At 64.9% G+C, this 20,098-nt stretch carries 17 protein-coding genes; 6 read left to right on the forward strand and 11 right to left on the reverse strand.

Translation table 11 applies throughout. The features are described 5' to 3' along the window. Window positions 1-105: 105 nt before the first annotated feature. The 8 genes from C8N34_RS08350 to C8N34_RS08385 all read right to left on the reverse strand — a co-directional run bounded on the left by C8N34_RS08350 (window position 106) and on the right by C8N34_RS08385 (window position 10,589). Window positions 106-3,417, reverse strand: coding sequence for an efflux RND transporter permease subunit (locus C8N34_RS08350; RefSeq protein WP_108128468.1), 3,312 nt, complete (start codon window positions 3,415-3,417; stop codon window positions 106-108). An 11-nt stretch (window positions 3,418-3,428) separates the two neighbouring features. Next, window positions 3,429-4,604: an efflux RND transporter periplasmic adaptor subunit gene (locus C8N34_RS08355; RefSeq protein WP_108128582.1), complete on the reverse strand. Its 1,176-nt coding sequence runs from the start codon at window positions 4,602-4,604 to the stop codon at window positions 3,429-3,431. Between the two features lie 5 nt (window positions 4,605-4,609). Next, window positions 4,610-5,245: a TetR/AcrR family transcriptional regulator gene (locus C8N34_RS08360; protein ID WP_229825329.1), complete on the reverse strand. Its 636-nt coding sequence runs from the start codon at window positions 5,243-5,245 to the stop codon at window positions 4,610-4,612. A gap of 166 nt (window positions 5,246-5,411) precedes the next feature. Continuing rightward, window positions 5,412-6,557 (reverse strand): OpgC family protein, encoded by a 1,146-nt coding sequence (locus C8N34_RS08365; protein WP_054304024.1) that lies wholly within the window; start codon window positions 6,555-6,557, stop codon window positions 5,412-5,414. Beyond that, on the reverse strand, window positions 6,544-8,334 hold the full coding sequence (mdoH, locus tag C8N34_RS08370; protein ID WP_108128469.1) for a glucans biosynthesis glucosyltransferase MdoH: 1,791 nt from the start codon (window positions 8,332-8,334) through the stop codon (window positions 6,544-6,546). The genes C8N34_RS08365 and mdoH overlap by 14 nt, the downstream gene beginning before the upstream one ends. 3 nt (window positions 8,335-8,337) lie before the next feature. After that, on the reverse strand, window positions 8,338-8,517 hold the full coding sequence (locus C8N34_RS08375) for a hypothetical protein (RefSeq protein WP_145693593.1): 180 nt from the start codon (window positions 8,515-8,517) through the stop codon (window positions 8,338-8,340). Next, window positions 8,517-10,115, reverse strand: a complete 1,599-nt coding sequence (locus tag C8N34_RS08380; protein ID WP_108128470.1) for an OpgD/OpgG family glucan biosynthesis protein — start codon at window positions 10,113-10,115, stop codon at window positions 8,517-8,519. Before C8N34_RS08380 ends, C8N34_RS08375 begins: the two co-directional genes overlap by 1 nt. Before the next feature lie 273 nt (window positions 10,116-10,388). Beyond that, the gene (locus tag C8N34_RS08385) at window positions 10,389-10,589 is read right to left on the reverse strand and encodes a SlyX family protein (protein ID WP_108128471.1); all 201 of its coding nucleotides are present in this window, start codon (window positions 10,587-10,589) and stop codon (window positions 10,389-10,391) included. A gap of 80 nt (window positions 10,590-10,669) precedes the next feature. On the opposite strand from C8N34_RS08385, the gene hisS reads away from it, so the two are divergent. Genes hisS through hisG form a run of 3 tightly spaced genes read left to right on the forward strand, consistent with a single transcriptional unit; the run spans window position 10,670 to window position 13,962 of the window. Continuing rightward, window positions 10,670-12,157 carry a histidine--tRNA ligase gene (hisS, locus tag C8N34_RS08390; protein WP_108128472.1) on the forward strand — a complete coding sequence of 496 codons (1,488 nt, stop codon included), beginning with the start codon at window positions 10,670-10,672 and terminating at the stop codon, window positions 12,155-12,157. After that, window positions 12,154-13,248, forward strand: coding sequence for an ATP phosphoribosyltransferase regulatory subunit (locus tag C8N34_RS08395; RefSeq protein WP_108128473.1), 1,095 nt, complete (start codon window positions 12,154-12,156; stop codon window positions 13,246-13,248). The genes hisS and C8N34_RS08395 overlap by 4 nt, the downstream gene beginning before the upstream one ends. Before the next feature lie 3 nt (window positions 13,249-13,251). Further along, the gene (hisG, locus tag C8N34_RS08400; protein ID WP_108128474.1) at window positions 13,252-13,962 is read left to right on the forward strand and encodes an ATP phosphoribosyltransferase; all 711 of its coding nucleotides are present in this window, start codon (window positions 13,252-13,254) and stop codon (window positions 13,960-13,962) included. Here the strand turns inward: hisG and C8N34_RS08405 are convergent. After that, the gene (locus C8N34_RS08405; protein ID WP_244910747.1) at window positions 13,937-14,872 is read right to left on the reverse strand and encodes a DMT family transporter; all 936 of its coding nucleotides are present in this window, start codon (window positions 14,870-14,872) and stop codon (window positions 13,937-13,939) included. The two genes, hisG and C8N34_RS08405, sit on opposite strands and share 26 nt — an antisense overlap. A gap of 17 nt (window positions 14,873-14,889) precedes the next feature. Further along, window positions 14,890-15,321: a DUF1489 family protein gene (locus C8N34_RS08410; protein ID WP_054304016.1), complete on the reverse strand. Its 432-nt coding sequence runs from the start codon at window positions 15,319-15,321 to the stop codon at window positions 14,890-14,892. A gap of 128 nt (window positions 15,322-15,449) precedes the next feature. Between C8N34_RS08410 and C8N34_RS08415 the strand changes: the two genes are divergently transcribed. From C8N34_RS08415 to C8N34_RS08425, 3 genes are all read left to right on the forward strand, one after another. After that, the gene (locus C8N34_RS08415; RefSeq protein ID WP_108128475.1) at window positions 15,450-17,723 is read left to right on the forward strand and encodes an adenosylcobalamin-dependent ribonucleoside-diphosphate reductase; all 2,274 of its coding nucleotides are present in this window, start codon (window positions 15,450-15,452) and stop codon (window positions 17,721-17,723) included. Window positions 17,724-18,043: 320 nt separating this feature from the next. After that, window positions 18,044-18,472 carry a glycosyl hydrolase family 65 domain-containing protein gene (locus tag C8N34_RS08420; RefSeq protein WP_108128476.1) on the forward strand — a complete coding sequence of 143 codons (429 nt, stop codon included), beginning with the start codon at window positions 18,044-18,046 and terminating at the stop codon, window positions 18,470-18,472. Then, complete coding sequence (locus C8N34_RS08425; RefSeq protein WP_108128477.1) at window positions 18,453-18,749, forward strand: HAD family hydrolase; 297 nt, start codon at window positions 18,453-18,455, stop codon at window positions 18,747-18,749. Before C8N34_RS08420 ends, C8N34_RS08425 begins: the two co-directional genes overlap by 20 nt. A 213-nt stretch (window positions 18,750-18,962) precedes the next feature. Here C8N34_RS08425 and C8N34_RS08430 read toward each other — a convergent pair whose 3' ends face one another. Further along, window positions 18,963-20,069, reverse strand: coding sequence for an alkane 1-monooxygenase (locus C8N34_RS08430; protein WP_108128478.1), 1,107 nt, complete (start codon window positions 20,067-20,069; stop codon window positions 18,963-18,965). Between the last annotated feature and the right edge of the window lie 29 nt (window positions 20,070-20,098).

The following is a 20,098-nucleotide window of genomic DNA, read 5'->3' on the forward strand; positions in this document are numbered from 1 at the left end:
CTCCCCTTTGCCGCGATCCTGCGACGGCGGGGCGGGGGATGCAAGGGCAGGGGATGCAAGGGTGGGCAAAAGCAAACGCCGCCCCGAAGGGCGGCGCTTCCGGTGTCATTCGGCCACGATCAGCTTGGGCTTGCTGTCAGGCGGCGGGCGCTTCGCCTCCAGATGCGAGAGCCGGGATTCGAGATCGGTCAGTTCTTTCGTCATCGCCTCGGGGCTCAGCACTTCGGGCTCGGCCTCCTTCGGACCGATCAGCAGACGGGCCAGCCGGGCCAGCAGACGCGACAAGTCGTCCATGATCAGGAAGAAAGCGGGCACCACGACAAGGCTCAGCACCGTGGACATGATGATGCCGCCGATCACCGCGATGGCCATGGGCGCGCGGAAGGCGCCACCTTCGCCCACCCCCAGCGCCGAGGGCATCATGCCCGCCGACATGGCGATGGAGGTCATCACGATGGGCTGCGCCCGCTTGTGTCCGGCCTCGATGACCGACTGGAACCGATCCATCCCGCGATTGCGCATCTCGATGGCGAAATCCACCAGCAGGATGGCGTTCTTGGTCACGATGCCCATCAGCATCAGCATCCCGATCATCACCGGCATCGACAGCGCATTGCCTGTGAGGATCAGCGCCGCCGCCACGCCGCCGATGGCAAGCGGCAGCGACAGCAGGATGGTGAAGGGCTGGATGACCGAGCCGAACAGCAGGATCAGCACGGTCAGAACCAGCATCAGGCCCATGATCATCGCATTGCCGAAGCTTTGCATCAGTTCAGCCTGAATCTCGGCATCGCCCGATTCCGCCACGCGGACGCTGAGCGGCAGATCGACGCTGTCGGTGATTGCCTTGAAGCGTTCCGACGCAGTGCCAAGCGCCACACCGACCGGCAGGTTGGCGCCGATGGTGGCGCGGCGTTCGCGATTCAGGCGGTCCACCATGGACGGGCCTTCCGCGATACGGATGTCGGCCACCGCCCCCAGCGGCACCGTCGCGCCTGATGCCGTGGGCACGCCAAGCGCCGCAAGCTGCGCCAGATCGCCCCGGCTGGCATCATCCAGCCGCACCCGCACCGGGATCAGCCGGTTGTCGATGGAAAGCTTCGCCAGCGCCGCATCCACATCGCCAATGGTCGCCACCCGCACCACACCCGCGATGGCCGAGGTGGTCACGCCCAGACGCGCGGCCTCTTCCAGCTTCGGCTCGATCTGCAATTCGGGCCGGGGAAGGGCACCTTCCGAGGCGACGTTGGCCAGCAGCGGTTCGGCCGACAGGGCGGCCTCCAGCCGGGCGACTGCAAGGTTCAGGTCATCCTCGTTGTCCGACAGGATCGAGAACGACAGATCGCGCTCCCCCCGGTCATTCAGCTTGAAGGCACGGATATCGGGCACGTCATGCAGCCGGGCAAAGATTTCGGCCTCGATCTCGTTCTGTGGCACGGTGCGGCCGTGGCTTTCCACATCCGGCACGATGGCCGCCAGACCGGGAATGCTGTTCCCGATCTGCGACAGCTTGTAAAGCAGCGAATGATCCAGCTTTTCCAGAAGTACGGTGACCGAGGCACGGCGGATGTCCAGATCGCCGGTCGGCGACGACCCGCCAAGGACAAAGACATTCGCCACCCCTTCGATATCGCGGATGCGGGCCACCATCTCGTCGGTCTTCTGCTCGGTATCCTCCAGCGTCGAGCCGGGCGGCAGTTCGACACTGATGGCAACGCGGCTGACATCCTCGGGCGGCATGAAGCTGCCGGGGACTTGCAGCATGAAGTGGACAGATATGACCAGAACCAGAATGCCGGTTACCAGCGTGATATAGCGGGCCGGCACAAGGTGGTGGCCTGACCGCAGGGTGAACAGCCCGCCACTGGTGGAAAGCCGCACCAGCCGCAGATATTGCCGCATGAACCAGCCATCACCATGCGCATCGTCATGGCCTGCGGCATCTTTGGACCGCATCAGATAGGCGGTCATCATCGGCGTGATCAGCCGCGCGACCAGCAGCGAGAACAGCACCGAAATCGCCACCGTCAGGCCGAATTGCCGGAAATACTGCCCCGGAATGCCGGGCATGAAGCTGACCGGGACAAAGACCGCGATGATGGTGAAAGTGGTGGCGATGACGGCGAGGCCGATTTCATCCGCCGCGTCGATCGAGGCGCGATAGGGCGATTTGCCCATCCTCATGTGTCGCGCGATATTCTCGATCTCCACGATGGCGTCATCGACCAGAATGCCGGTGGCCAGCGTGATGGCAAGGAAGCTCACAAGGTTCAGCGAGAAGCCCAGCAGGTCCATCACATAGAAGGTGGGCACCGCCGACAGCGGCAGCGCCACCGCCGCGATCATCGTGGCACGCCAGTTGCGCAGGAAGGCAAAGACCACCAGCACCGCCAGCAGCGCGCCTTCGATCAGCGTATGCAGCGCGCTTTCGTAGTTGCCGTAGGTGTAATAGACCGTGTCATCCACCAGCGAGATGCCAACATCCGGGTGCTTCGCCCGCACTTCGTCCAGCGTGCTGTTCACCACCTCGGCCACCGAAACCTCGGAGGCGCCCTTGGCGCGGAACACCGCGAAGGTCACCACCTGATCGCCGTTGAACTTGGAGAACGACCGCAGCTCCTCGTAGGTGTCATTGATCGTGCCAAGGTCCGACAGCCGCACATGGCGCCCGCCGCCGACGGCGATGGTGGTATTGGACAGTCGTGCCACGGTATCGGCATTGCCCAGCGTGCGGATCGCCTGTTCGCTGGTGCCGAGTTCTGACCGGCCGCCGCCCAGATTGGCATTGGTCAGCCGCAGTTGCTGGCTCACCTGCTGCGCGGTGATGCCGTAGCTACCCAGCCGCACGGGGTCCAGCTCGATGCGGATTTCGCGGTCGGCTCCGCCGAAACGATCAACCTTACCGACGCCGGGACGGCCTTGAAGCGAGCGGGTGATGGTGTCATCGACGAACCACGACAGTTCCTCCATCGTCATGTTCGGCGCGGAGACGGCGAAGGTCATGATGGCCTGGCCTTCCACGTCGATGCGGCTGACGATGGGAGCCTCAACATCGCCGGGCAGATCACCGCGGATCTTGTCGATGGCGTCCTTCACATCCTGCACGGCCTTGTCGGTCGGCACTTCCATGCGGAACTCGACCAGCGTTTGCGAATTGCCGTCGGTGATGGTGGAGGTGACGTTCTTCACCCCCGAGATGCCCGAGACGGCATCCTCCACCTCTTTGGTGACCTGCGTTTCCATCTCGGCGGGGGCGGCTCCGGGCTGAGCCACCACCACCGCAACCAGCGGCACGTCGATATTGGGGAAGCGGGTGATGGGCAGGCTGTTGAAGCTTTGCCAGCCCAGCACCATGAGCATGAAGAAGGCCAGAAGCGGCGCGACCGGATTTCGGATCGCCCATGCGGAGAAGTTCATCGCGGCCCTCCTTACTGCGTCACGGCGGCGATGGGATTGACGCGGTCGCCATCGCGCACGAAGGCGGCGGCCTTGGTCACCACCTGATCGCCCTCCGTCAGGCCCGAGACGATCTCGACCCAGCCATTGTCGCGGATGCCGGTTTCCACCGGCGTGCGGGTGACAGTGCCATCCTTCACCACCATGACCGTCGCGCCCTCAGGGCCGGAGCCCACGGCGCTGACCGGGACGGCCAGCGCCTCGTGCTCGGCCAGCAGGATTTCAGCATCGGCATACATGCCGGACCGCACGGTGCGGGCATTGTCCAGCGTGATGCGCGCGGTCCCGAGGCGGGTCGCCGTATTCACGCCGGGCTCCACCAGCCGGACGGTGCCACGCAGGGCCCCGGTCGCGCCGACGGTGCGGATTTCGGCGCTCATCTCCGGTTGCAGACGCACCAGATCGGCCTCGGCGATATCGGCGCGCAGTTCCAGCGCCCCATCCTTCATCAGCACGAACATCGGCTGCCCTGCTGCGCTGGCGACCGCACCGACCTGCGCATTGCGGGCCAGCACCTCGCCCGCGACCGGCGCGACGACCTTGGTGCGCGTCAGGTTCAGGTCGATATTGGCAAGCTGCGCCTCGGCCAGTTCGACCTGGGCGCGCGCGGCCTCCAGCGATTGCCGGGCGACCGTGACACGGGCGGTGGCGGAAACGGCGGCGGCCTGCGCCTGATCGTTGGCGGCGGTGCTGGCCTGACCGCGATCCTTCAGCGCGGCGGTGCGGGCGGCGACACGCCCCGCCTCATCCGCCGAGGATTGGGCCTCCAGCACCTGTGCCTCCGCCTGCGCCACAGTCGCGCGTGCCGAGGCCAGCCCGGCCTTCAACTGGCTGCGCTGCAATTCCAGCGCGGTCAGCGACAGCGTGGCCAGTACCTGACCGGCCTCGACGTAATCGCCGACCTCAGCCTCCAGCGTCTCGATGGGCTGGCCCTCGATCAGCGGCTGTACGATCACCTCTTCCACGGCGCCAACCAGCCCTCCGGCAATCACCCGGTCGCGCAGATCGCGGCGGGCGACGGCGGAGACGGTGATTGCGGGCAGGGCAGGTTTTGCCGTTTCCGTGGCGGCCACGGGTTCTTCGGCCCGCGAAGCACCGGGCGTGGCCAGGGTTGCGGCCATTATCAGGCTGACAGCGAAATGACGCATTTTCATCAATCCTTCGACTTCGCGGCAGCCACTTCGGCCAGAACCGCGTCGATCATACGTTTTACCAATTCATTCAGTTCAGTCCGTCCGGCGCTGACCTGGTCCCCGGCCTGTGCCTGGATCGCCGCAGCCTTCACCAGCATCACCACCATGGCGGAATGGGCGGCAAAGTGGCGTTCGGCCTCGTCACGCGGCATTCCGGCAATCATGGCGAAGGCCGACAGCAGATAGCCGCGAATTTCGCTTTCCATCTTCTGCACAACCGCGCCGATTTCCGGTTTGCGCAGCGCGGCGGCGGTGATTTCGGCCCAGAGCGGGCCGTCGTCGCAGCCCGAGCATTCTTCCTCGATATGCTGGTGCAGCCCGCAGCGCAGCGCGGCCAGCGGATCGGCTGCGGCGGCGATGCTGGTGAACTTTTCCTCAACCTCGGCCAGATCGCGGGTCACGATGGCCTCGACCATCGCGGCCTTGGACGGGAAGTAGCGATAGAAATTGCCGACGCTCATCCCCGCCGCGCGGGCCAGATCCTGCATCGAGGCGCCGTCGAACCCCTTTTCGGCAAAGGTCTGGCGGATACTGTCAAGAATTTCGGCCTCGCGCGGACGCGCGGCCGTGGCAAGGGCCATACGGGGGCTTGTCATCAGGGAATCTCCGGCGGGGGCCGCCTGTCGCGAGTGAATGTTCATTCATCAGATGAGGCAAGTTCTGCCTTGCGTCAACTGGCGTTGAATTTTTCATGCTGAAAAGAACGCCGCAGATACGGGTTTGCCCGTTTCTGCGGCGTTCCTGTCACGTTTTGCAGGGGGATCAGGTCAGGCGGGCGCGTTTTTCGGCGCGGCGCCAGGCCTCTTTCGACCAGGCGAGCAGCAGCATAAGCCCAATTCCGCCACCGATGATCGCGGTATCCAGTGCAAAGCTCTGCGGCAGGACCAGCTTCACCCCGTTCGCGGCATAGCACAGCACGACGCCCAGCCCGAACACCGCCAGCCCGTTGCGCCCCAGAAGCGCGAAAGGCGCGGCTGCCCGATGCGCCGCCAGTTGCCGCACCAGCGGCCAGCAGGCCAGCAGATAGGCCAGTGCAAGCGCATGGCTCAGCCGGGGCAGGGCGAGGAAGGTCTTGTCGAAGGAAATGAAGATCCAGTGGAAATGCAGATACTCGGCGGCAAGATACAGCATGTGCCCGAAAGCATCCGACACCGGCTTGACCAGCGAGGCGACCAGCGCGAAACCGACCCATGCCAGCGCCAGCCAGATCAGCCAGCGCCGCTTCGGAACGAAGCTGCCGCCCCGGCGAATGGCCATCCCGCTCAGCAAGCCGACGGTGAAGATCACCTGCCAGCTGAACGGATTGAAGAACCAGCCGCCATCCATCGGATAGTTGGGCATGTTGAAGTAGATCATTGCCGCCGCCAGCCACAGCACAACCGACAGTGCCATGGTCACACGCGGCCAGCGCAACCCTGCCCAGAGTGTCAGCGGCGCGAAGGCCAGCAGAACGGCATACAGCGGCAGGATGTTGGCATAGCCGATCTGATGGGTCAGCAGCGGGATGCCGATCAGAAACTCCAGCGGTTTCTGCCACTGGAAACGGATCGCATGCAGGCGCATCGCCTCGGGCGCGTCGAACCACAGCATCGTCGCGGCCGAGATGCCAAGCGCAATCACCGTGGTCACGATATGCACCTGATACAGCGTCCAGACCCGTCGCCAGATATGGCCGACGCCTTCCCAGAACGGGGCGGGGCGGTCGAAATACTTGCCATAGGCCAGCCCGGCAGCGATGCCCGACATCAGCACGAACGCCTCTGCCGCATCGGAGAAGCCGAAGTTCCGGGTGGTGAAATTCTCGTAAATCGTGCCGGGCGTGTGGTTAATGAAGATCATCATCAGACACAGGCCGCGAAACACGTCGAGCCGGGGATCGCGCGCGGCGCGGGGTTCAGGCGCTGACATGGGAAGGTTCGGTTCCGGCAAGTGCGGCGTTGGGAAGGGCGGTTTCACCCTCCCATATTGCAAGGATTTCGCGCTGGCGCTGCATCACCGCGGGCTCGGCCAGATCGGTGGGCGTGACGAACAGACCGCTGCGTGAGGGGCGGGAAGACCAGGACAGCAGTAGCGGGGCGGCCAGCATCGGCAGGATCACCGGCAGCATCCAGACCACCAGACCGGGCGCCATGGCCCAGGTGCCCGCCAGCGCCACGGCGCCGGTCATCACGATCCAGTGGCTTGCCGCCCAGGCCTCTCCGAGGCTCAGCGTGGCATCGCCCCGGTTGTTGGTGGGCCAGCCGCCATCGCGGCCCAGAAACACCTGAAACACACTGCGCGTCTGCCAGGCGAGCAGCACCGGCGCGGTGAGCGAGGAAAACAACAGTTCCGCAAAGACCGAAGCGAAGACCCGTGCGGCGCCACCGAAACTGCGGGCGCGACCGCTCATCGAGGCATGCAGGGCGATGGCGAATTTCGGCAGGATCAGCAGACCGAAGACGCCGATGGCAAGGCCGATGGCCTTGGAGGTTTCAGCCTGCGGGAAGATCGGGAAGGGCCAGTAGGGTTCGGGGAAGTAATCGGGCGGCGGTGCGAAATAGGGCGCCAGAACCGATGCGACCATGAAGCCGATCCAGAACAGCGGCGAGATATAGGCCATGATGCCCTGAAAGAACACGAACCGGCTCCAGGGTTTCAGGCCGGGCGCCAGCAGCAGGCGGCTGTGTTGCAGATTGCCCTGACACCAGCGCCGGTCGCGTTTCGCATGGTCCACGATGTTTTCGGGGCCTTCCTCATACGACCCGTCCAGATCGTCGTCCAGCCGCACGCGCCAGCCAGCACGGGCCAGCAGCGCGGCCTCGACATAATCGTGGCTCATCACATGGCCCCCGAATGGCGGCTTGCCGCGCAGTTCCGGCAGACCGCAGCTTTCGGCGAAGGCGCGGACCCGGACCATGGCGTTATGGCCCCAGAATGGCCCGGTGCGACCCTGCATCATTGCAAGCCCGCGCGCGAAGACCGGCGAGTGGAAGGCTGCGGAAAACTGCATGGCGCGGCCGAAGCGGGTTTCGGCGCGGGTCACCACCGGCAGGGTTTGCAGCAGACCCAGATCGGGGGCAGCCTGCATCCGGCGGGCCATTTCCACAATTGTCGCGCCTTCCATCAGGCTGTCGGCGTCGAGGATCAGGGCAAAATCATAGGCCCCACCGGATTTCTGGATGAAATCCTCGATATTCCCGGCCTTCTTGCCCCGGTTATCGGCACGGCGGCGATAGAAGATGCGTCCTTCTGCCGCCCGATCCCCGACCAGACGCAGGAACCAGAGGCGTTCGCGCGCGGCAATCGCCTCGTTCCGGCTGTCCGACAGGATGGCGATGTGGAACAGATGACCAAGTCCTGTAGCCTGAAGGCTTTCGTCCATCGCCGCCACGCGCGAGAAGGTGGCCACCGGATCTTCGTTATAGACCGGCACCAGAACTGCGACTTTCGCGGTCAGCGGTGCATCGGGCAGGGCAGGGGCGGCGGCCTGTGTTGTCAGGCCCATGAGGCCCTGAACTGCACCCCAAGCCAGCCACCAGGTCGAAATGAAGATGAGGACCGACCGCGCGATATCGATGGAATCCAGCCCGTCCGACATGCCGAACTGAAGAAACAGCATGAAGGCCCCGGCCCCGGCGATGAGGCTGAGCACAACGGCAACGGCGCGCGGCAGCGCGGCGCCGGGTTGCCCCGCAGGGCCGGACATGGGTTACAGCCCCTGACGCGGCGACGCCAGCAGGTGCAGGCGCAGCATCAGTCCGCGCAGGAGGCCGCCATGCGGCGCTTCGAGAATCTGTTTGGGCATGACCATGGGCGCCGAAACAGGTGTGCCGATGGCCTGCACCATACGCTCGACCTCGGCAGAGGAGAGGGGGGCGGTGTTTTGCATCACGCGTTGATCCATTGATAGAGCCAAGTTTCCGAAAGCTTCCTTCCGAAACCCGCAACATGGGCAACCAGTTCCACGGTCGCCCCTTCTTCTGCCTTCACATCCATCGCCAGCCGCCAGATGTCAGAGCCCCAGACACGCTGGAAGCTCTGCGAGACGATCTCGCCGCCATGGACCGATACGACCGGCTCGACCGGCGCGTCAGCGGGCAGCGGGTCCAGCGGATCGCCGGTGAAATCCACCACGAACTTGCGGGTATTCTGGGCGCTTTCCACCCCCGAAACCCCGCCGACACCCGACCGCGTTTCCAGCACATGCGCCAGATCGGTCCGATCCTCGACCGGCAGATTGCCCCAGCGCAGGCGGTAGGTAAATTCGCGCGTATCCCCGGCCTTGACCGAGCCTTCGGGCACCCAGAAGGCGACGATATTGTCGTTCACCTCAAGGTCCGACGGGATCTCAACCAGACGGACAACGCCCTTGCCCCAGTCCCCCAGCGGCTCCACCTCCAGCGAGGGGCGGCGCTCGTACCGGGCTTCGGCATCCTGATAATGCGCGAACTCGCGGTCGCGCTGATGAAGACCGAAGGCATGCGGGGTCGTTTCGGCGAAATGCGAACCTGCCAGACGGGGCGGGTTGCTGAGCGGACGCCAAAGCACATCGCCATCGGCGCGGGTAATGCGCAGGCCGTCGCTGTCGTGAACCTGCGGGCGGTAATCGTCAAAGGCGTGACGGTTGCGTTCCGAGAACAGATACATCGAGGTCAGTGGCGCCACGCCAAGCTGCACCACATCGGCCCGGAAGAACAGCCGCGCGGTCACATCCATCACCGTTTCCTCGCCGGGGGTGATGACGAAGCGGTATGCCCCGGTCACGCTGGGCGAATCCAGCGCGGCGCAGACCGTGACACTGCGCGCGCCCGGTGCCGGACGGTCGATCCAGAAGGCAGAGAAGCGCGGAAATTCCTCGGCCGTGTCGGTCGCGGTGTTCAGCGCCAGACCCCGGGCCGACAGGCCATAGGCCGATCCCTGACCGAGGGCACGGAAGTAGCTGGCGCCAAGGAAGGCGACCACTTCGTCCATCACATCCAGCCGGTTCAGCGGATAATGCAGGCGGAAGCCCGCGACACCCGGCATCACCTCGCCCGGCGGCACTTTGGCGGCCAGTTCGTTCAGGAAGCGGAAATCGTCGGTGGTAAACACCATCTCGCTGGCGTGGCCGTCGCGCACTTCGTAAAGGCGCACGGGTTCGGCAAACAGCCAGCCCATCGGGAAGGCATGAAGCTGGAACTGGCTGTCCTTGTCATCGTTCCAGCGTGCCTTTTCCGGATCGAAGCTGACCAGACGATAGTCATCATACTTCAGTCCGGCAAAGAAGCCGCTGATCTTTTCCGGCGCAGCATAGGGCAGGGCCGCCCGGTCCTGCATCTGGCGCGTCAGCATGTCGAAGCTGAATTGCTGCGGCGCAGCATCTGGGGCGGGGGTCGCAGCCTCCTGTGCGAAACCACGACCGGCAGCCGCCATGATGGCGCCCGAGGCAGCAGAGAGAATCAGAACGCGGCGCGAGAGGGTGAGCTCGGCCGAAGAGCCAGGCAGCATAGCAAGAATTCCAAGAGATTCCGGGCACTCGGGACAGTGCCGCATTCGGGGTGCTATATCTGTGCCCGCGCGGGATTTGCAAGGTGTGCCGGTGACTTGGCCAGCTTATCAGCGCGAAATTGCCCGCCTGTTGCGCGGCCGCCTGCGGAGCCTTGCCGAAGCTGTGCAATTTGCAGGCGCAGAATGAAGATTTCCGGGGGGCGAGTGCGATGGCGCACTCTTGCCGGTTGGCGCCGGCACGCCCTTTCTGCGGGGGCGATTCTCTCCGCGGGCTTACCAGTGCGGTGGCTTCTGGTCGGCCAGCGGGATGCTGCCGCCCTCGGCCTCGCGTTCGGCCTCACGTTCCATCAGCAGACCGATGCGGCGGGCCATGATGTCCATTTCGCGGCTCTGGCGGACCACGATATCCGACAGATCCTCGACCATGCGCGCCAGATGGGCGAGTTGTTCTTCCAGCGTGGTGATCCTGTCCATGTCCGGCCTTTCCCTTCCCGCACTTGTCGCGCTGCCCCCCATCCGCTAAGGCAAACGCGATTGCAAGCGAGGCCATCCCCATGTCGAAGGACAAACCCGCCCGCCGCCCGAAGGCTGAACCTCCCAAGGGCTTCCGCGACTATTTCGGTGCCGAAGTCACCGAGCGCAAGGCGATGCTGGACCAGATCGCCGGGGTTTACCATGCCTATGGTTTCGATCCGCTGGAAACCAGCGCGGTCGAGACGGTCGAGGCACTGGGCAAGTTCCTGCCCGATGTGGACCGCCCGAACGAAGGCGTGTTCGGCTGGCAGGACGAGGACGACCAATGGCTTGCCCTGCGCTATGACCTGACGGCGCCGCTGGCGCGGGTGGCGGCGCAGTTCAGGAATGATCTGCCTTCGCCCTACCGGCGCTATGCCATGGGCCCGGTCTGGCGCAATGAAAAGCCGGGTCCGGGGCGGTTCCGTCAGTTCTATCAATGCGATGCCGATACGGTGGGCAGCCCCACCGTCGCGGCGGATGCGGAAATCTGCGCCATGCTGTCGGACGCTTTGGAAGTGGTCGGCATTCCGCGCGGCGACTACATCGTGCGGGTCAATAACCGCAAGGTGCTGAACGGCGTGATGGAGGTTGCGGGCGTGCTGGACCCCAGCGACCCGACCCGCTTCGAGGCCGAACGCGGCATCGTGCTGCGCGCCATCGACAAGATCGACCGTCTGGGCGAGGCTGGCGTGCGCGCCCTGCTGGGCGCGGGTCGCAAAGATGAAAGCGGCGATTTCACCAGGGGCGCAGGGCTGTCGGACGAACAGGCCGAGGTGGTGATGGCCTTCATGGCCGCCAAGCGCGACACGGGTGCGGCTACAGCCGCGCGGCTGCGCGATCTGGTCGGTGGCTCCGTGATCGGCCTTGAGGGTGTTGGCGAGCTGGAAACCATGGCTGATCTGTTGGACGCACAGGGCTATGGCGCCGACCGTATCGTGATCGACCCCGGCGTGGTGCGGGGCCTTGGCTATTACACCGGCCCGGTTTTCGAGGCCGAACTGACCTTTGAGATCCTCGACGAAAAGGGCCGCAAGCGGCAGTTCGGTTCGGTCTCGGGCGGCGGGCGCTATGACGATCTGGTCAAGCGCTTCACCGGGCAGGCGGTGCCGGCGACCGGGGTTTCCATCGGGGTGGACCGTCTGCTGGCTGCGCTGCGCGCCAAGGGGCGGATGGGGCAGGCGGCGCAGGGGCCGGTTGTCGTGACCGTGATGGACCGCGACCGCATGGCCGATTACATGGCCATGGTGGGCGAACTGCGCCGCGCGGGCATCCGGGCCGAGATGTATCTGGGCAACCCGAAGAACTTTGGCAACCAGTTGAAATATGCCGACAAACGCGAAAGCCCGGTTGCGGTGATCCAGGGCGGCGACGAGGCGGCCAAGGGCACCGTGGTGCTGAAAGACCTGATCCTCGGGGCGAAGATCGCGCAAAGCGCCTCGCTGGAGGAATGGAAGGACCGGCCCGCGCAGGTCGAGGTCGCGTGCAGCGATCTGGTCAGCGCCGTGCGCCGGATGCTGGACCAATGACCATCAGCCCCGCCGCCCGCGTCGAGGCCGAGGCGCTGTTCGCGGCCTTCCGCGCCACCGGCGCCGCGCCGGTGGAGGCGGATGTGCTGCAACCCGCTGGCACCCTGCTGGACCTGTATGGCGAGGACATCCGCGCCCGCGCCTATGTCACGCAAGACCCGCTGCGCGGCGAAATGGTGCTGCGCCCCGATTTCACTGTGCCGGTGGTCCAGGCGCATATGTCGGGCGGGGCGGAACCGGCGCGCTATTGCTATATGGGCGAGGTGTTCCGCAAACAGGATCATCTTGGCCCGCGCGCCAGTGAATATCTGCAAGTCGGGTTCGAGGTGTTCGATCGCGATGCACCCAAGGCCGATGCCGAGGTCTTTGCCCTTTTCGCCGGGCTGCTTGGCACGCTCGGGTCGAAGGCGCTGACCGGCGACATCGGCATCCTGCTGGCGGCCATCGAGGGGCTGACCACCACACCGCGCCGCAAGGCCGCGCTGCGTCGTCATGTCTGGCGGCCGCGGCGCTTTCGCGCGCTGCTGGACCGTTTCGCGGGCCGCGCGCCGGTATCCGAGGCACGGGCGCGTCTGCTCGGCCACCTGAAAACCGACAGTGCCGAGGCGCTGATGCAGGCCGCCGGGCCGTTGACCGGATTGCGCGGTGCCGATGAAATCGCTGACCGTGCCCGTGCGCTGATCGAGGATGCCGAGGCACCGCCGATTGCCGCGCCGGAGGCCGCGCTGCTTTATGATCTGCTGGGTCTTGCCGCCCCTGCGGATTCGGCGCTGGCGCATTTGCGCGGCATACAGCCCCTGATGCCCGCCATCGCCCCGGCAGTGGATCGGTTCGAGGCGCGGCTGGCCGCGCTGCGCGCCCATGGCATCGACACTGCCAGCCTGCCGTTCGAGGCGAGCCATGGCCGCACCACGCTCGAATATTACGACGGTTTCGTTTTCACCTTCCATGCAGGCGATGCGGAGACGCCGCCGCTGGCCTCGGGCGGGCGCTATGACGCGCTGACCGCGATTCTGGGTCAGGGCCGGTCCATCCCCGCCGTCGGCGGGATCATCCGGCCCGCGCTGGTGGCCGAACGGAAAGGGGCCTGAACCATGAGCCTCAAGATCGGGGTGCCGTCCAAGGGGCGGCTGATGGAAAAGACCTTCGACTGGTTCGGCGCGCGCGGCGTGACCATGGTGCGCACCGGGTCGGAGCGCGAATATGCCGGCGCGGTGGAAGGCATCGGGGGCGTGGAACTGGTGCTGCTGTCGGCTGGGGAGATCCCGCGCGAACTGGCAGCCGGGCGCATCCATCTGGGGGTTACCGGATCGGACCTCGTGCGCGACAAGCTGGCGGACTGGAACAAGCAGGTGGCCGAACTGGCGCCGCTGGGCTTTGGTCATGCGGACCTCATCATCGCGGTTCCGGCCTGCTGGATCGACGTTGATACGCTGGACGATCTGGATGCTGCGGCCAGCGCCTTTCGCGCGCGGCACGGCTTCCGCCTGCGCATCGCCACCAAATATCACCGTCTGGTGCGGGATTTCCTGACGGCGAATGGTGTGGCGGATTACCAGCTTGTCGATAGCCAGGGCGCGACCGAGGGCACGGTGAAGAACCTGACGGCCGAGGCGATTGCGGACATCACCTCGACCGGCGAGACGCTGCGCGCCAACCATCTGAAGATCCTGACCGATGCGGTGATCCACCGCAGTCAGGCGACGCTGTTCCTGTCGCATCGCGCCGACTGGGGCGCGGAACGCGCGGTGCTGGAGGCGCTGGTGGCGAAGCTCGGGCTCAGCGCGCCCGCGCTTTCCGGCTGACCAGCGCGACCCCGAAGGCGGCCAGCGCCATGCCGGCCCAGGAAAGCGGCGGCATGGCCTCGCCCAGCAGGGGCCATGCGAACAGGGCCGACAGCGCGGGGACAAGGTAGAACAGCGCCGAGACCCGCGCGACCTCGCCCACGCGGATCATCGCCAGCAGAAGCGTCATGGCCAGCAGCGAATTGCCGATCACCAGATAGGCCATGGCCCAGAGGAATTCGGCATCCCAGTTGATCGCCATGCTTTCGGTCGCCAGTGCCACGGGCAGGGTGCAGGCTGCGCCGACGGCATATTGGATCAGGTTCGATGTCACCGGATGGTGGCTGACCCCGAAGCGTTTCTCGTAAAGTGTGCCGCCGGTGATGCCCAGCAGGGCCACGAAGGTCAGCACCAGACCGAGCGTGTTTTCCGCAGCCACTGCCGAACGGCCAAGGATCACCATGACCGATCCCGCCAGCCCCAGCGCAAGGCCGGTCCATGCCTTGCGGCCCAGCCGCTCGCCCACTGTCCACGGTGCGGCAAGCGCCACGAGGATCGGTTGCAGGCAGACGATGATCGCCACCCCGCCTGCCGAAACGCCCAGCTTGAAGGCCACATAGCACAGGCCGAAATAGACCACCTGAATGAGGAACCCGACCAGCGCCACATCCCCCGCCGCGCGCCAGCTTTTCGGCAGGGGCGGGCGCATCACCAGTGCCACGGGGATCAGCAGCACCAGTACCAGCGAATAACGCAGCGCAAGGATGGTCAGTGGCGCGGCATGGGCGACGGCGATCTTGGCCACGGCGAAGCCCGCCGACCACAGGATCAGGAAGATGACGGGGGCGAGGATCAGCCAGAGGGGACGGGTGCTTTGCATGGCCGCACCATCCTGTGCCACCCCGGTTTGCGCAAGCCGCAGCCGCGACATGCGGTGTCGGAAATGCCTTAACGCAACCCGATCTCGGCCAGCGCGCGCGCAAGGTCTTCGGGCAGGGCATCGTCCTGCGCGCGGCTTTTCGGCAGGTCGCGCGGGCTGTCTTCGGCGGTCAGATAGCGCCAGCCCTGAAACGGGCGGCGGGGCGCGGCCTCGGTGCGGATGACCTGCGGGTCCAGCAGCAGCGCGCAGCGCGCGATGCCGTCGCCACCTTCCACACGCTCCAGCCCCAGAATGCGCTGGCGGGCCAGCACCTCGCCCTTGATGACCCAATAGAGCGAACCGCCCGCCAGAACCTCGGCCTCGCGCTTGGGCCACATGCGGGTGACATGCACCGCCCGGCCTTCCGGCCAGCGATGGGCCTGCGATTGCTGCCAGTCCTCCAGATCCTCGACGGAATCGGCGCCGACGCAGAGTTTCAGAAGATTGACGAAATCGGCCACCTTGCCCCCCGTTGCTGATCCGCAGTTAGGACGATGATCCCGTCACGGCAAGCCCTTTGACGCTTCCGTCTGACAAGCGTATCCTGTAGGGCCTCCCCCCCGCAGACCACCATATGAAGGAAAATCCGATGTCTCGATTCGCAGCACCCATTGCCGAGCAGATCTGGGACATGAAATACCGGCTGAAACAGGCGGATGGCACGCCGGTGGACGGTTCGGTCGAGGATACCTGGCGCCGCATCGCGCGGTCGCTGGCTGAGGTGGAAAAAGACCCGGCGCTGTGGGAAGAGCGATTCTATTCCGCGCTGGAAGGTTTCAAATATCTGCCCGCCGGGCGGATTACCGCCGGTGCGGGCACCGGCCGCAGCGTCACTTTGTTCAACTGCTTTGTCATGGGCACCGTGCCGGACAGCATGTCGGGCATTTTCGACGCTCTGAAAGAAGCCGCGCTGACCATGCAGCAGGGCGGCGGGATCGGCTATGATTTCTCGACCATCCGCCCGCGCGGCGCCGAGGTGAAGGGCGTCGCTGCCGATGCCTCCGGCCCGCTGTCGTTCATGGATGTGTGGGATGCGATGTGCCGCACCATCATGTCGGCCGGTTCGCGCCGGGGCGCGATGATGGCCACCATGCGCTGCGACCACCCGGATGTGGAGGCCTTCATCGAGGCCAAGAAAGACCCGGCCCGTCTGCGAATGTTCAACCTGTCGGTTCTGGTCACCGATGCCTTCATGGATGCGGTGAAGGCTGATGGCCCATGGGAGCTGCAATTCGGCGGCAAGGTCTATCACACGGTTCAGGCGCGCGATCTGTGGAACAAGATCATGCGCAACACCTATGATTTCGCAGAACCCGGCGTCATCTTCATCGACCGCATCAACAAGATGAACAATCTTGGCTATGTGGAAACCATCGCCGCGACCAACCCCTGCGGGGAACAGCCGCTGCCGCCCTATGGCGCCTGTCTGCTGGGGTCGGTCAATCTTGCGACGCTGGTGACGGACCCTTTCACGCCGAAAGCAAAGCTTGATCCGGTCGCGCTGGATGAACTGGTCCGCCTTTCGGTGCGGATGATGGACAATGTGGTGGACGCCAGCCGCTTCCCGCTGGAACAGCAGGCGCTTGAGGCGCGCAACAAGCGCCGCATCGGGCTGGGCGTGACCGGCCTCGCGGATGCCCTGCTGATGCTGGGCCTGCGCTATGGCAGCACCGAGGCTGCGGCGCAGACCGAAGCCTGGATGAAGGCCATTGCCCGCGCCTCCTACCTCGCCTCGGTCGATCTGGCGAAAGAGAAAGGGCCCTTCCCGCTGTTCGATGCCGAGGGATATCTGGCCTCCGGCAACATGATGCAGATGGACGAGGACGTGCGCGAGGCGATCCGCACGCATGGCATCCGCAATGCCCTGCTGACCTCCATTGCGCCTACCGGCACCATCTCGCTTTACGCGGGCAACGTTTCGTCCGGGATCGAGCCGGTCTTTGCCTATGCCTACACGCGCAAGGTCTTGCAGAGAGACGGCTCGCGCACCGAGGAAGAGGTGGTCGATTACGCGGTGAAGCTGTGGCGCGATCTGAAGGGCGATGCGGCCCTGCCGGATTATTTTGTCAACGCCCAGACCCTGCCGCCGCTGGATCATGTGCGCATGCAGGCCGCCGCGCAGAAATGGATCGACTCGTCGATCTCCAAAACCATCAACTGCCCCGAGGACATCAGCTTTGACGATTTCAAGGAGGTCTACATGGCCGCCTGGGATCAGGGCTGCAAGGGCTGCACCACCTACCGTCCGAATGCGGTGACGGGTTCCGTGCTGACCGTTTCGGAAAGCAGCGAAAAGACTCCGGCCGAGGCACATGCCCCGGTGGAGGGCGGCGAGGTGGTCTATCTGTCCGAACCGCTGGATCGCCCCGCCGCGCTGGAGGGGCAGACCTACAAGGTGAAATGGCCGGGCAGCGAACACGCGCTTTACATCACCATCAACGACATCGTCATTGCGAACCATCGCCGCCCGTTCGAGGTTTTCATCAATTCCAAGAACATGGAGCATTTCGCCTGGACCGTGGCGCTGACCCGGATGATTTCGGCGGTGTTCCGGCGTGGTGGCGATGTGTCCTTCGTGGTGGAGGAGTTGAAAGCCGTATTCGACCCGCGCGGCGGTGCCTGGATGGAAGGGCGCTACATTCCCTCGATCCTCGCAGCGATCGGCGGCGTGATCGAACGCCACCTCATCTCCATCGGCTTCATCGAGGGCGAGGGCATGGGCCTGAAATCCGACCCCAAGGCCGAAGTCGTCGCCATCGGCGGCCGCCCCGGCAAGTCCTGCGACAGCTGTGGCAGCTATGACCTGCGCATGGTCGAAGGCTGCATGACCTGCGGCAGCTGTGGTCAGAGCAAGTGTGGCTGAGACAAGGTTTTGTGGTTGTTGTTGTTGTAGGACCCACTAAAACTTGTCCATTTCCGGGGTAATTTGTCCATTCCGGCACAGACCAAATGACCATCGGCTGCGCTGCAGTCGGTGGTTTCTTTTTATATCAATGGCTTGCACGTTTGACTGATTTGCGACCTTTGATGCGCAGTTGCAGCGCTCCGTCCTGGTGGGTGCTGTTGACGGCCTGACGCGCTTTCGGCATCCCTCAGGGCCAATCCGGCCGGGTTCTTTCCAACTTCCCCCTCGTGCAGAGCGTCTGCCCGAGGGCATGGCGCAACGCGCCTGAAAGGACCTCCATGACGAAGATCAAGTTCATCGATGCCCGCATCGCCGATCCCGACGAGGACGAGTTCGCCCTCAAGCGCCGCTTCGAGTGGCACCTGCGCAAGCTCCGTGCGCTCCGAGACGGGGTGTCTCCGAAGGTGCCGGGAGACTTTGAAGATGAGTTGCGCTGGAACGAGGACCTTATCGCGGTGCATCTCTCGGAGAAGGATCGGACCAAGGTCTTGCGCCGCGCGCGTCGGGTGAGTTTCCGTCCATGGCTGCCCCCCGGCTGGACGGCGGTGCGATTTTCTCTGTGGTGGCATGGAAGCCGGATCACGGTGTGTATCAGGCAGGAAGATGCGACCTTCCTTCTGGAACCCGGCCCTGTGTCCCGCCTGACCATCTGCGTCGAAAATCGGGAAATCAATCTGGAAACCGGGCATGTCGTCAGGGATTGCTGATGAATTCGCGGCGATCGTCGGAGGCGACGATGTTGCCAATGGGAAACCCAATCCCGATATTTTTCTGCTGGCGGCTGAACGGCTTGGAATGGCGTCAGACGCCTGCATTGTCATTGAAGATGCGATCTCGGGCGTTGCCGCCGCCAAGACCGGCGGGTTTTTCTGCATCGGGATCGACCGCAGCGGGCAAAGCCAACGCCTTGCCGGGGCCGATCTGATCGTCGCGAGCCTCTCAGAGCTGCGGCCCTGTGAAATTGAGAAACTCATGAAGAAATGAGCGCACAGGGCAGGCGGTTGCTCCGAAGCGGGCAATCAACGTCAGGTGCGGCGAAACGCGGCTGCGAATGTCGCTGGTCCCGCACCTCTGATGCCGGCATTCTTTCTGAATGGCCGCCTCGGCGAGGCAGCTATATCGAACTGGCGGCAGGGGATCAGGGGGCGCCAGAACTGAACAAACAGGAATGGCCCTCCGGGGCGCGTTTTTCGAACGTCATCCGGCAGTCCCGGCACGCCAGTCGGTGACGTCGGGATAATACCGGCGGCGCCATGCCCGGACGCGCGGGTTCATCCGGCGCCGCCAGAGCGGTGGGATCATCGCCAGAACGCCCATCGCGGGATATCCCATCGGCAGCATCGGCGCTTCGTCGGCGGAATAGGTTTGCAGCAGCGGGAAGCGCCGGTCGGGTTTGTAATGGTGGTCGGAATGGCGTTGCAGGTTGATCAGCAGCCAGTTTGACGCCTTATGCGGGGCGTTCCAGCTGTGGTGCGGGCGGACGGGTTCGTATTTGCCGCCCGGAAGCTGCCGCCGCGTCAGGCCGTAATGCTCGATGTAGTTGGTCAGCTCCAGCTGCCAGACCGCGAAGAAGGCCTGAAGCAAGAACAGCACCAGCCCTGCCCAGCCGCCGACCAGCCAGGCCAGCGCCAGCGCCGTCAGTTGCAGCCCGCCGTAGCGCCAGAACGGGTTAGACGGATGCCAGACCGGGCGGCCCGCGCGGGCGAGCTTTTCCTTTTCCGCCACCCAGGCCGAAGCCGGGCATTCGCGCAGCACACGCCAGAAGAAGCGGTGGAACCCTTCATTGTACCGCGCCGTCACCGCGTCGCGCGGGGTGCCGACATAGCGGTGATGCACCAGCAGATGCTCGGTACGGAAATGGCTGTAAAGCACGGTCGCCAGCAGCAGATCGGCCAGCCAGCGCTCGACCCGGTTGCTCTGGTGCATCAGCTCATGCGCATAGACGATCCCGATGGTGCCCGAGGCGACGCCGACGCCGAACATCAGCGCCACCTGTTCCGGCACCGACAGCCCGCCGGAACGGGTGATCCACCAGATCGAGCCATAGATGATCAGCGCCTGAAGCGGCAGCCAGATCAGCGTGATGGCGCGATACCAGAACAGGTCTGCCTCTTCGGTCTGCGGATCGGGGTTTTCCTCGCTCCGGCCCAGCAGCAGGTCCAGAAATGTCGTCAGCGTCCAGGCGTAGGCGGGCATCAGAGCCACGGTCCAGCCCCCTTGTGTGACGCCGATCATCACCAGCGGCACGAGGCCCAGCGACAGCCAGAAGGGCAGGGCGTTGCGAAAATCGGCGATGTTGCGCATGGGGGCCTCCGTCGCGGCGGAGTGTAGGC

The sequence above is a fragment of the Gemmobacter caeni genome (assembly GCF_003054195.1).
Lineage (GTDB): Bacteria > Pseudomonadota > Alphaproteobacteria > Rhodobacterales > Rhodobacteraceae > Gemmobacter > Gemmobacter caeni.